The sequence below is a fragment of the Cytobacillus sp. FSL R7-0680 genome, from assembly GCF_038009245.1.
Lineage (GTDB): Bacteria > Bacillota > Bacilli > Bacillales > Cytobacillaceae > Cytobacillus > Cytobacillus kochii.
This window is the reverse complement of sequence record NZ_JBBPAO010000001.1, coordinates 3,612,857-3,626,174: the sequence shown is the minus strand read 5'-3', so window position 1 is coordinate 3,626,174 and position 13,318 is coordinate 3,612,857. Positions and strand designations below refer to the sequence as shown.

The window sequence follows — 13,318 nt, the reverse complement described above, 5'->3', positions numbered from 1 at the left end:
AGCCGGCGTCCCGACTGCTTTTTCTATGAAAGGCGTCCCCTTCAAATATCATAATCAAAATTTATTACTCAACGATTGTAGCAACTACGCCAGCGCCTACAGTACGTCCACCCTCACGGATAGAGAATTTAGTACCTTCTTCGATAGCGATTGGAGAGATAAGTTCAACGTTCATTTCGATGTTATCTCCAGGCATAACCATTTCTACACCTTCAGGAAGGTTACAAATACCAGTTACATCAGTTGTACGGAAGTAGAACTGAGGACGGTAGTTTGTGAAGAATGGAGTGTGACGTCCACCTTCTTCTTTAGATAAAACGTAAACTTCAGCTTTGAATTTTACGTGTGGAGTAATTGAAGCTGGTTTAGCTAATACTTGACCACGTTGGATATCTTCACGTGCAACACCACGAAGAAGAGCACCAATGTTATCTCCTGCTTCAGCATAATCAAGAAGCTTACGGAACATTTCAACACCTGTTACAGTAGTTGATTTTGGTTCTTCAGCAAGACCGATGATTTCAATAGTATCACCGACTTTAACTTGTCCACGCTCAACACGACCTGTAGCAACAGTACCACGACCAGTGATTGAGAATACATCCTCAACTGGCATCATGAATGGTTTTTCAGTGTCACGAGTTGGAGTTGGGATATACTCATCAACTGCAGCCATTAATTCAATGATTTTTTCTTCCCACGCAGCATCTCCTTCAAGAGCTTTAAGCGCAGAACCTTTGATTACAGGAATATCGTCACCAGGGAATTCATATTCAGAAAGAAGGTCACGAACTTCCATTTCTACTAATTCAAGTAATTCTTCGTCGTCTACCATGTCACATTTGTTCATGAATACAACAAGGTAAGGTACACCTACTTGACGAGAAAGAAGGATGTGCTCACGAGTTTGTGGCATTGGGCCATCAGCAGCAGATACTACTAGGATACCGCCGTCCATTTGTGCAGCACCAGTGATCATGTTTTTAACATAGTCAGCGTGACCTGGGCAGTCAACGTGTGCATAGTGACGGTTTTCAGTTTCGTACTCAACGTGTGCAGTAGAGATTGTGATACCACGCTCTCTTTCTTCTGGAGCAGCATCGATTTGGTCATATCCACGAGCTTCACCGCCGCCTGCTTTCGCAAGTACAGTTGTGATTGCTGCTGTTAATGTAGTTTTACCATGGTCAACGTGTCCGATAGTTCCGATGTTAACATGGGGTTTTGAACGGTCAAATTTTTCTTTAGCCATTAGGAAAATCCTCCTTTAAATTTAAATAAATTAAGTATTTGATTGACATTGGTCGGTGGCTACCTTCCAATGTCAGGTTACTTACAATGATAGTTATACTTGATTAAAAAGGTAAAATCAATTATTCACCTTTATTTTTTTTGATGATTTCTTCAGAAATTGATTTTGGAACTTCTTCATAATGATCAAAGTGCATTGAGAATGTACCGCGACCTTGCGTATTAGAACGCAATGAAGTAGCATAACCAAACATTTCAGAAAGTGGAACCATTGCACGTACAACTTGCGCGTTACCGCGAGCTTCCATACCTTCTACACGTCCACGACGAGAAGTAACATCACCCATAATGTCTCCCATATACTCTTCCGGAATAACTACTTCAACTTTCATTACCGGTTCAAGGATAACTGGGTTACATTTTGAAGCAGCGTTTTTCAGTGCCATAGAAGCGGCAATTTTAAACGCCATTTCAGATGAGTCAACATCATGGTAAGATCCATCAAATAATCTAGCTTTAATATCAACCATTGGATAGCCGGCTAATACACCACGCTCCATAGCATCTTCAAGACCAGATTGTACTGCAGGGATATATTCACGTGGAACAACACCACCAACGATGCCGTTTACGAATTCAAATCCTGCACCTTCTTCATTTGGAGAGAACTCAATCCAAACGTGACCAAATTGACCACGACCACCGGATTGACGCGCGAATTTACCTTCGATGTTTGCAGATGCACGGAAAGTTTCACGATAAGCAACTTGTGGTGCACCAACATTTGCTTCTACTTTAAATTCACGTTTCATACGGTCTACAAGGATATCAAGGTGAAGCTCACCCATACCAGCGATGATTACTTGACCAGTTTCTTGGTCAGTATGCGCGCGGAATGTTGGATCTTCTTCTTGAAGTTTTTGAAGTGCTGTAGTCATCTTATCTTGGTCTGCTTTAGACTTCGGTTCGATAGAAAGAGAGATAACTGGCTCTGGGAACTCCATAGATTCAAGAATTACAAGACTCTTTTCATCACATAGTGTATCTCCAGTAGAAGTATCTTTCAAACCAACAGCAGCAGCAATATCCCCTGCATAAACTGTAGAGATCTCTTCACGAGAGTTTGCATGCATTTGTAGGATACGACCTACACGTTCACGTTTATCTTTTGTAGAGTTCTTAACATAAGAACCTGAATCTAACGTACCAGAGTAAACGCGGAAGAAAGTTAATTTACCAACATAAGGGTCAGTCATAACTTTAAATGCTAATGCAGAGAAAGGCTCTTCATCACTTGATGGACGAGTAACTTCTTCTTCTGTGTCTGGATTAATACCTTTAATGGCATGTACATCCAATGGAGATGGAAGATAGTCGATTACTGCATCAAGCATTTTTTGAACACCTTTGTTTTTGAATGCAGATCCACAAATAACTGGATAGAACTCAACGTTTACTGTACCTTGACGGATTGCAGCTTTAATCTCTTCATTAGAGATTTCTTCTCCACCAAGATATTTCTCCATTAATTCTTCATCAAGTTCAGCAAGAGCTTCGATTAATTTTTCACGATACTCTTGGGCTTGATCCATATATTCTTCAGGAATTTCACGAGTTTCGATATCAGTACCAAGATCGTTACCGTAGAAAGTAGCTTTCATTTCGATAAGGTCAATGATACCTTCGAATTCGTCTTCAGCACCAATTGGTAATTGGATAGCTGCTGCATTTGCTTGCAGACGATCATGAATTGTACCTAAAGAGTACAAGAAGTCTGCACCGATTTTATCCATTTTGTTTACGAATACCACACGTGGTACGCCGTAAGTTGTCGCTTGACGCCATACAGTCTCAGTCTGTGGTTCAACACCAGATTGAGCATCTAGTACAGCAACTGCTCCATCAAGTACACGCAATGAACGCTCAACTTCAACTGTGAAGTCTACGTGTCCTGGCGTGTCAATGATATTAACACGGTGGCCTTTCCATTGAGCTGTAGTAGCGGCAGAAGTGATTGTAATACCACGTTCTTGCTCTTGCTCCATCCAGTCCATTTGTGAAGCACCTTCATGTGTTTCACCAATTTTATGGATACGACCAGTGTAATAAAGAACACGCTCAGTTGTTGTTGTTTTACCAGCATCAATGTGAGCCATGATACCAATATTACGCGTATTATCTAAGGAGAACTCTCTTGCCATTGTGTCTTTCTCCTTCCTAGTATGGGAATTATTTTTATATTATAAAAATGAATCTTACCAACGATAGTGAGCAAATGCTTTGTTTGCTTCAGCCATTTTATGAGTGTCTTCACGTTTCTTCACTGATGCACCAGTGTTGTTAGCTGCATCAAGAATTTCGTTTGCAAGACGCTCTTCCATTGTTTTCTCACCGCGAAGGCGAGCGTAGTTTACTAACCAACGAAGACCAAGAGTTGTACGGCGATCAGGGCGCACCTCAACTGGTACTTGGTAGTTAGCTCCACCTACACGGCGTGCTCTTACTTCAAGTACAGGCATGATGTTTTTAAGCGCTTGATCGAATACTTCCATTGGCTCTTTGCCAGTACGCTCACTAATGATATCAAATGCATTATATAGAATTGCTTGAGATTTACCTCTCTTACCATCTACCATCATTTTATTGATTAGACGGCTAACAAGCTTTGAGTTGTAAATCGGATCAGGCAATACGTCTCTTTTTGCTACAGGACCTTTACGTGGCATGTAATTTTTCCTCCTTTCAAGAAAGGGTTATTTTTATTTGTGAATTATTTCTTAGCTGCTTTAGGACGTTTAGCACCGTATTTAGAACGACCTTGCATACGGTTGTTAACACCAGCAGTATCAAGTGCACCACGAACGATATGGTAACGTACACCCGGTAAGTCTTTTACACGACCGCCACGGATAAGTACCACACTGTGCTCTTGTAGGTTATGACCAATACCAGGAATATAAGCATTCACTTCGATTCCGTTAGTTAAACGTACACGTGCATATTTACGCAACGCTGAGTTTGGTTTTTTTGGAGTCATTGTACCAACACGAGTACATACACCGCGTTTTTGTGGTGAAGATATGTTCGTTTGTACTTTTTTGAAGCTGTTATAACCTTTGTTCAACGCAGGAGAAGTTGATTTCTCTTCCTTTGTTTTACGAGGCTTGCGTACTAATTGATTAATAGTAGGCATGTATTTTTCCTCCCTTCATCTTTTCATGTAAGCCCACACATCCAGGTGGTTCATTTAAAGGCAAAAACAAAGTCCTTGCAGATTTCTATCTACAAAAACAGTTTTTAAATAGTTAATGCAACAGCTGCAGCACCTACATCTATCCCACATGCTTTACCAAGCTTTTTCATCGAATCAACATATGTGATTGGAACGTTATGATCTTTAGCAGCTTCTTCTATCATAGATTTGACTTGAAAATTTGTATCGCTAGCGATGACTACTTCAGATACAATTCCAGATTTAAGAGCTTTCACTGTTTGTTTAGTTCCTACTATAATTTCTTTCGCCTGCAATACTTTTTCATAAGACATAAATTCATCCTCCAAAGTATCCAGTAATAGGAGCACCTTTGCTATATTACCACCAATTGAAAATGATGTCAACAATCATTCATATTTTTTTAATATAGAAGGTCGGTGCCATTCTTAAAAAGAACGACACCCTTTCTTCTATCATTATTCAACCGTGATTGTTTCTTCAACTGCCTCTTTTGTATAAGGCTCTGCTTGACGATAACGTTGCATACCTGTACCAGCTGGAACAAGTTTACCAATGATAACATTTTCTTTCAAGCCGAGTAACTCATCACGTTTTCCTTTAATCGCTGCATCTGTAAGAACTCTAGTTGTTTCTTGGAATGAAGCAGCGGATAAGAAGGAATCAGTTTCAAGAGATGCTTTTGTAATACCAAGTAATACCGGACGTCCAGTAGCTGGCATTTTACCTTCCATAAGTGCTTTTCTATTCGCATCAGTAAATTGATGGATATCAAGCAATGTGCCTGGAAGTACATCTGTCTCAGCTGCATCGATAACACGTACTTTACGAAGCATTTGACGTACCATTACTTCGACGTGTTTATCACCGATTTCAACCCCTTGCATACGATAAACTTTTTGTACTTCTCGTAGCAAGTATTCTTGAACAGCTGTAACATCTCTCACCTTAATTAATTCTTTCGGATCGATAGAACCTTCTGTTAGCTCTTGACCGCGTTCCACTTCATCGTTAATTGCTACTTTTAAGCGTGCAGTATAAGGTGCAGTATAAGTGCGTGATTCAACTTCACCTTGAATAACGATTTCATGTTGACGATCGCGACCTTCATTAATGCCAACCACTGTACCTTTGATTTCTGAAATAACCGCTTGACCTTTAGGGTTACGCGCTTCAAAAATCTCTTGGATACGAGGAAGACCTTGTGTAATATCGTCTCCTGCAACCCCACCAGTATGGAAAGTACGCATCGTTAACTGTGTACCAGGTTCACCAATTGATTGAGCGGCAATAATACCAACTGCTTCACCGACTTCAACTTCTTGACCAGTAGCCAAGTTACGTCCGTAACATTTTTTACATACACCGTGGCGAGTATTACATGTGAACGCAGAGCGAATCCATGCTTCTTCAACGCCTGCAGCGATGATTTCTGCAGATAAATCTTCAGTAATCAATTCATTTTCACGTGCAATGATTTCATTTGTTTCCGGATGTCTAATCGCTTTTCTTACATGACGACCGATTAAACGTTCCTCTAAGCTTTCGATCACTTCTGTTCCTTCCTTCAAGGAAGAAATCAATAATCCACGATCTGTACCGCAATCATCTTCACGTACAATTACGTCCTGTGCAACGTCAACAAGACGACGAGTAAGGTAACCAGAGTCAGCTGTTTTAAGGGCTGTATCAGCAAGACCTTTACGCGCACCGTGAGTAGAGATAAAGTACTCTAATACAGTTAATCCTTCACGGAAACTTGATTTAATCGGTAATTCAATAATACGACCAGCCGGGTTGGCCATTAGACCACGCATACCAGCTAACTGTGTAAAGTTAGATGCGTTACCACGGGCACCTGAATCACTCATCATGAAGATTGGGTTGGATTTATCCAATGATTTCATTAGTTTCGATTGGATATTATCTTTCGCCGCACTCCAGATAGAGATAACTCTGTCATAACGTTCCTCTTCAGTAATAAGACCACGTCTAAATTGTTTTAATACATTATCAACTTTATTTTGAGCTTCATGAAGAATTTCTTCTTTTTCACCTAATACAACGATGTCTGCCACACCAACGGTAATACCAGCCTTAGTTGAATATTTGAAACCTAAATTCTTCATGCGGTCTAGCATTTTTGATGTTTCAGTAATCTTGAAGCGTTTAAATACTTCAGCAATGATATTTCCAAGAATTTTCTTCTTAAATGGATCGACAATCGGCATTGTACGAATCGCTTCAGGAATATCAATAGCTTTATCAATAAAGTATTTCTTCGGTGTTTCAATTTCAAGATTCTCTTTTGTTGGTTCGTTAATATACGGGAATGTTTTCGGTAAAATTTCATTGAATACCAATTTACCAACTGTTGTCATTAATAGTTGCTTGTTTTGTTCTTCAGTGAATGTTTCATTTTTTAACGAACCAGCATGAACAGCTACTCTTGTGTGCAAGTGAACATATCCGTTTTGGTAAGCAAGTAACGCCTCGCTTGTGTCGTTAAAGACCATTCCTTCACCAACAGCATTTTCTCTTTCTAAAGTTAAGTAATAGTTACCTAACACCATATCTTGTGAAGGCGTAACAACTGGTTTACCATCCTTAGGATTCAGGATGTTTTGTGCTGCCAACATAAGCAATCTAGCTTCAGCTTGCGCTTCTGCTGATAAAGGTACGTGAACCGCCATTTGGTCACCATCAAAGTCAGCATTATATGCTGTACAAACAAGTGGATGCAGGCGAATGGCACGTCCTTCAACCAACGTAGGTTCAAATGCTTGAATCCCTAATCTATGAAGTGTAGGGGCACGGTTTAATAATACCGGATGCTCCTTAATGACACTCTCAAGTACATCCCAAACTTCAGGGTGAACTTTTTCGATTTTACGTTTAGCTGATTTAATGTTATGTGCTAGGCCCTTTTCAACTAACTCTTTCATGACAAATGGTTTAAATAACTCCAATGCCATTTCTTTAGGTAGTCCACATTGATACATTTTCAAGTTTGGACCAACGACAATTACAGAACGCCCAGAGTAGTCAACACGTTTACCGAGCAAGTTTTGACGGAAACGTCCTTGTTTACCTTTTAACATATGAGATAGTGATTTAAGTGGTCTATTACCAGGACCTGTAACAGGACGTCCACGACGACCGTTATCAATTAAAGCGTCAACAGCTTCTTGAAGCATACGCTTTTCATTTTGAACGATGATGCTTGGAGCACCAAGGTCTAATAAACGTTTCAAACGGTTATTACGGTTAATTACACGGCGATAAAGGTCATTCAAATCTGATGTAGCAAAGCGACCACCGTCTAGTTGAACCATTGGACGAAGCTCTGGAGGAATAACTGGTAGCACATCAAGAATCATCCAGCTCGGTTCATTTCCTGAACCACGGAATGCTTCAAGCACTTCTAATCGTTTAATTGCACGTGTACGGCGTTGCCCTTGTGCAGTTTTTAATTCTTCTTTTAAAGTATCTACTTCTTTATCAAGGTCAATATCTGAAAGTAACTTTCTAATTGACTCCGCACCCATAGACGCTTGGAACTTATTACCGTATTTTTCACGGTAAGCACGGTATTCTTTTTCAGAGAGCAATTGTTTTTTCTCTAATGCTGTATCTCCGGATTCGGTTACAACATAAGATGCAAAATAAATTACTTCTTCCAATGCACGAGGAGACATATCAAGAACAAGACCCATACGGCTTGGAATACCTTTAAAGTACCAAATATGTGATACTGGCGCTGCTAGCTCAATATGCCCCATTCTTTCACGACGAACTTTAGCACGTGTAACTTCAACACCACAACGATCACAAACAACACCTTTATAACGAACGCGTTTGTATTTACCGCAATGACACTCCCAGTCCTTTGTTGGACCGAAAATACGTTCACAAAACAAACCATCTTTTTCAGGTTTTAATGTACGATAATTGATTGTTTCAGGTTTCTTTACTTCACCATGAGACCATGAGCGGATTTTATCTGGTGAAGCGAGACCTATTTTCATATACTCGAAATTATTAACATCTAGCAAGGGGCCTACCTCCCTTTCGATCTACAGGTTTTTCCCATTAACTTATTAATAAGTTTGGGTCCCAGTCATCTATTCCACTTAGCTCGAATGGAGGGCAGTGATTGCCCTCCTTGTTCAAATTTATTCTTTTGTTGCTACTGTTTCTGCTACTTCTGTTTCTTGCGTATCTGGAGCGATTGTTAAGGATTCAGCCTGTTGCATATCCTCATCATCATCCGTATCACGCATTTCTATCTCTTTTTCATCGCCTGAAAGGATTTTTACATCCATACCTAAGCTTTGAAGTTCTTTAATTAATACTTTGAATGATTCAGGGACACCAGGTTCCGGTACATTTTCACCCTTAACGATGGATTCATATGTTTTCACACGTCCAACGACATCATCCGATTTAACTGTTAAGATCTCTTGAAGTGTATAAGCAGCACCATAGGCTTCAAGTGCCCAAACCTCCATCTCACCAAAACGCTGTCCACCGAATTGTGCTTTACCACCAAGCGGTTGTTGCGTAACAAGTGAGTAAGGTCCAGTAGAACGAGCGTGAAGTTTATCATCAACCATGTGTGCTAGTTTGATCATATACATGACACCAACAGATACACGGTTATCAAACGGCTCTCCTGAACGTCCATCATAAAGAACTGTTTTCGCATCACGAGCCATACCAGCTTCTTCGATTGTTTCCCAAACATCTTCCTCGTTTGCACCATCAAATACTGGTGAAGCAACATGAATGCCTAGTGATCTTGCCGCCATTCCAAGGTGTAGTTCAAGTACCTGACCGATGTTCATACGAGAAGGTACCCCTAATGGGTTCAACATGATATCAACCGGTGTGCCATCTGGTAAATACGGCATATCTTCTTCCGGTAGAATACGAGAGATAACCCCTTTGTTACCATGTCGGCCGGCCATTTTGTCCCCTTCAGAAATCTTACGCTTCTGAACAATATAAACACGTACAAGTTGGTTTACACCTGGAGGTAGTTCATCGCCATCTTCACGGTTGAAGACTTTGACATCTAGTACGATACCGCCTCCACCATGTGGTACACGCAAGGATGTATCACGTACTTCACGTGCTTTTTCACCGAAGATAGCATGAAGTAGTCTTTCCTCCGCAGTTAGTTCTGTTACACCTTTAGGCGTTACTTTACCAACTAACAAGTCCCCATCTTTCACTTCAGCACCTGTGCGAATAATACCGCGCTCATCTAAATTACGTAGGGCATCTTCCCCTACATTCGGGATGTCACGAGTAATTTCTTCAGGTCCAAGCTTCGTATCACGAGACTCTGACTCATACTCTTCAATATGAATCGAAGTGTATACATCATCTTTTACAAGGCGCTCACTCATGATGATCGCATCCTCGTAGTTATAACCGTCCCATGTCATGAAAGCAACGAGAACATTACGTCCAAGCGCAAGTTCACCAAGTTCCATTGATGGTCCGTCAGCAAGGATTTCACCTTTCGTTACACGGTTACCAACTGCAACAATTGGTCTTTGGTTGTAACAAGTACCTTGGTTGGAACGAATGAACTTAAGCATTCTATATTTATCAAGATCGCCTTTTACTTCTTGGCCATCTACTTCTTTCACACGTCTTACCCAAACTTCTTTCGCTTCAACATGCTCAACAATACCTTCGTGCTTACAAATCACCGCAGCACCAGAATCTTTACCAGAAACATATTCCATTCCTGTTCCAACGCGTGGTGCTTCAGGCTGCATAAGAGGCACAGCTTGTCGTTGCATGTTGGCACCCATTAAGGCACGGTTAGAGTCATCATTCTCTAAGAACGGGATACATGCAGTCGCAGCAGATACAACCTGCTTAGGTGATACATCCATGTAATCAACACGGTCACGTTTAACAACAGTATTTTCCCCTCTAAAACGAGCAACAACTTCCTCGTCAACAAATGAACCATCTTCACCTAGTCTTGCGTTCGCTTGGGCTACAACATAATTATCTTCCTCATCAGCTGTTAAGTAATCGATTCTTGAAGATACTGTACCTGTTTCGTGATCAATACGACGATAAGGTGTTTCAATAAATCCGAAACGATTCACTTTCGCAAAGGATGATAAAGAGTTAATTAATCCGATATTCGGTCCCTCTGGCGTTTCAATTGGACACATACGACCATAGTGGGAATAGTGAACGTCACGCACTTCAAAGCCTGCACGCTCACGTGTTAATCCACCAGGTCCTAAGGCTGACAGACGTCGCTTATGTGTTAACTCAGCTAATGGATTTGTTTGGTCCATGAACTGAGACAATTGAGAGCTACCAAAGAATTCTTTAATAGATGCAATAACAGGACGAATGTTGATTAATTGTTGTGGCGTAATTGTGTTCGTGTCTTGAATGGACATTCTCTCACGAACTACACGCTCCATTCTTGATAAACCGATACGGAATTGGTTTTGCAATAGCTCACCAACAGAACGTAATCTTCTATTACCAAGATGGTCAATATCATCTGTATCGCCGACACCATGTAATAAATCAAAGAAATAGCTAATAGAAGCAATAATATCAGCCGGTGAAATATTCTTCACAGCTTCTTCTACATACGCATTACCGATTACATTGATGACTTTCTCGCCATCTTCATTCGGTGCATAAATTTTAATCGATTGAACATCGACTTCTTCATCTATAACGCCACCGACAAGGTCCACTTTCTTAAAGCCAACATTCTTCTCAAGATAAGGAAGAATTCGATCAAGCGTTCTACGATCAAGTACAACACCTTTTTCAGCAATGATTTCCCCTGTTTCAGGATCAACCAAATTCTCAGCTAATCTTTGGCCAAATAATCTATTTTTTATATGAAGCTTTTTATTAATCTTGTAACGTCCAACATTTGCTAAATCATAGCGTTTTGGATCAAAGAATCTTGATACAAGTAAGCTTTTTGCATTCTCAACAGTCGGTGGTTCACCAGGACGAAGACGCTCATAGATTTCGAGCAATGCTTTGTCCGTACCTTCTGTGTTATCTTTTTCAAGCGTATTACGGATATATTCATTGTCACCAATTAATTCGATGATTTCTTGATCAGATCCGAACCCTAGTGCACGCAAAAGAACCGTAACGGGTAGTTTCCTCGTACGATCTATTCTAACGTATACGACATCTTTGGCATCAGTTTCATACTCAAGCCAAGCGCCGCGGTTCGGGATAACAGTGGCAGTAAAGCCTTTTTTCCCGTTTTTATCGAGTTTTCCGCTAAAGTATACGCTCGGAGAACGCACCAATTGCGAAACAATGACACGTTCTGCGCCATTAATTACAAATGTTCCTGTTTCTGTCATAAGCGGGAAGTCACCCATAAAGACATCCTGATCTTTGACTTCGCCTGTTTCTTTGTTCACAAGACGCACTTTCACACGCAAAGGTGCAGAATATGTAACATCTCGTTCCTTCGATTCCTCAACCGAATATTTTGGATCGCCAAGGCTGTAATCAATAAATTCAAGCGATAAATTACCAGTAAAGTCTTCAATCGGAGAAATGTCGTGAAACATCTCTCTTAAACCCTCATCAAGAAACCATTGATAAGAAGAGGTTTGGATTTCGATTAGATTTGGTAATTCTAAAACTTCACTGATTCGTGCGTAACTTCTACGTTGGCGGTGTCGTCCATACTGAACTAGTTGACCTGTCAACTGATTCACCCCTCAAATCAAGCGTTATTATTTGAAAAGCAACCTGTGAATCTCACATGTAAATAATAGAATCTATCTTTTTACCTGTGGATTCCAGCCCACAAGTGAGATAAACTCTTTACATGAGAAATATTATCCAGGTAGCTTGACATATCTTAAACTCGAGTCACATTTCGCTCTATTTTTGCCAAAACTAGAGCGTCGGAAGCCCCAAAGCACAAGTTTCCTCCGTAAACATAAACTCAATCAGACAAAAAGAAAAAGGGTTTTTCAAGCAAAAACCACAATTCCATCATTAGACTATTCTTTTCATTACTTCCCACATCTGGATAAATTTATACAATAACGCATAAATTTTTATCCCTATTGGTAGTATATTATGTTGGCATTTTACAATACTAACATAGCGAAAATGTCAAGTCAATCTTTTTTTGCTCTTAATATAAAATAGCCTTTTTTCTTCACAACAGTATCTACTTCAGCAAATAATTCCGAGAGCTTTTCAATTGCAGATGGTGCACCTTGCTTCTTTTGAATGACTACCCATAGTTCTCCACCAGGCAATAAACATTCAAAACTCTCTTCAAAAATACTATGAACAGTTTGTTTCCCAGCTCTTATTGGTGGATTCGTTAAAATAGCTGCAAATTGTTGGTCTTTAACAACTGCCAACTTGTCACTTTCTTTTACAGTGATATTGTTGATACCATTTAGCTCGCCGTTCGTTTGTGCCAGCTCAAGCGCTCTTTCGTTCACGTCGAGCATGACGACTTGACGATCTTGCATAATCGACGCCATTGATAAACCAATTGGGCCGTACCCACAACCAACATCTAATACATCACCAGATATTTCAGGAGGGATAAACGTCTCTATTAATAACCTTGATCCAAAGTCAACTTCACTTTTTGAAAATACACCATGATCGGTTTTAAATTGAAATGTTTTGTCTCTTAGTTTGTAACTCCAAACACGTGGATTACTTTCGACATTAGGCGTTTTAGAATAATAATGGTCTGACATAGTGGTCACCTCCAGATATTAGAGCTGCATGTGCGAGGATTTTTTTGGTAGAGGGTAAAATTAAGCAAACGCT

Annotated in this window: 8 protein-coding genes; all 8 read right to left on the bottom strand. The window is 40.2% G+C overall.

All coding sequences use genetic code 11. The features are described 5' to 3' along the window. Positions 1–64: 64 nt before the first annotated feature. The 8 genes from tuf to MKY26_RS18005 all read right to left on the bottom strand — a co-directional run bounded on the left by tuf (position 65) and on the right by MKY26_RS18005 (position 13,245). Complete coding sequence (gene tuf, locus MKY26_RS18040) at positions 65–1,252, bottom strand: elongation factor Tu (protein ID WP_095371226.1); 1,188 nt, start codon at positions 1,250–1,252, stop codon at positions 65–67. A 121-nt stretch (positions 1,253–1,373) separates the two neighbouring features. After that, the gene (fusA, locus tag MKY26_RS18035; protein WP_095371227.1) at positions 1,374–3,452 is read right to left on the bottom strand and encodes an elongation factor G; all 2,079 of its coding nucleotides are present in this window, start codon (positions 3,450–3,452) and stop codon (positions 1,374–1,376) included. Between the two features lie 54 nt (positions 3,453–3,506). Next, positions 3,507–3,977 carry a 30S ribosomal protein S7 gene (gene rpsG / locus MKY26_RS18030; RefSeq protein ID WP_095371228.1) on the bottom strand — a complete coding sequence of 157 codons (471 nt, stop codon included), beginning with the start codon at positions 3,975–3,977 and terminating at the stop codon, positions 3,507–3,509. Between the two features lie 44 nt (positions 3,978–4,021). Beyond that, the gene (gene rpsL / locus MKY26_RS18025) at positions 4,022–4,444 is read right to left on the bottom strand and encodes a 30S ribosomal protein S12 (RefSeq protein WP_095371229.1); all 423 of its coding nucleotides are present in this window, start codon (positions 4,442–4,444) and stop codon (positions 4,022–4,024) included. Positions 4,445–4,548: 104 nt separating this feature from the next. Next, the gene (locus MKY26_RS18020) at positions 4,549–4,797 is read right to left on the bottom strand and encodes a 50S ribosomal protein L7ae-like protein (protein WP_095371230.1); all 249 of its coding nucleotides are present in this window, start codon (positions 4,795–4,797) and stop codon (positions 4,549–4,551) included. Positions 4,798–4,941: 144 nt separating this feature from the next. Further along, the gene (gene rpoC / locus MKY26_RS18015) at positions 4,942–8,538 is read right to left on the bottom strand and encodes a DNA-directed RNA polymerase subunit beta' (RefSeq protein ID WP_095371231.1); all 3,597 of its coding nucleotides are present in this window, start codon (positions 8,536–8,538) and stop codon (positions 4,942–4,944) included. Between the two features lie 120 nt (positions 8,539–8,658). Continuing rightward, complete coding sequence (rpoB, locus tag MKY26_RS18010; RefSeq protein WP_095371232.1) at positions 8,659–12,222, bottom strand: DNA-directed RNA polymerase subunit beta; 3,564 nt, start codon at positions 12,220–12,222, stop codon at positions 8,659–8,661. Between the two features lie 420 nt (positions 12,223–12,642). Further along, positions 12,643–13,245, bottom strand: a complete 603-nt coding sequence (locus MKY26_RS18005) for a class I SAM-dependent methyltransferase (RefSeq protein ID WP_095371233.1) — start codon at positions 13,243–13,245, stop codon at positions 12,643–12,645. Between the last annotated feature and the right edge of the window lie 73 nt (positions 13,246–13,318).

Coding starts and splice junctions, on each gene's coding strand:
- rpsG (WP_095371228.1), bottom strand. CDS start 3,977: ATGCCACGTAAAGGTCCTGTAGCAAAAAGAGACGTATTGCCTGATCCG.
- MKY26_RS18005 (WP_095371233.1), bottom strand. CDS start 13,245: ATGTCAGACCATTATTATTCTAAAACGCCTAATGTCGAAAGTAATCCA.
- tuf (WP_095371226.1), bottom strand. CDS start 1,252: ATGGCTAAAGAAAAATTTGACCGTTCAAAACCCCATGTTAACATCGGA.
- fusA (WP_095371227.1), bottom strand. CDS start 3,452: ATGGCAAGAGAGTTCTCCTTAGATAATACGCGTAATATTGGTATCATG.
- rpsL (WP_095371229.1), bottom strand. CDS start 4,444: ATGCCTACTATTAATCAATTAGTACGCAAGCCTCGTAAAACAAAGGAA.
- MKY26_RS18020 (WP_095371230.1), bottom strand. CDS start 4,797: ATGTCTTATGAAAAAGTATTGCAGGCGAAAGAAATTATAGTAGGAACT.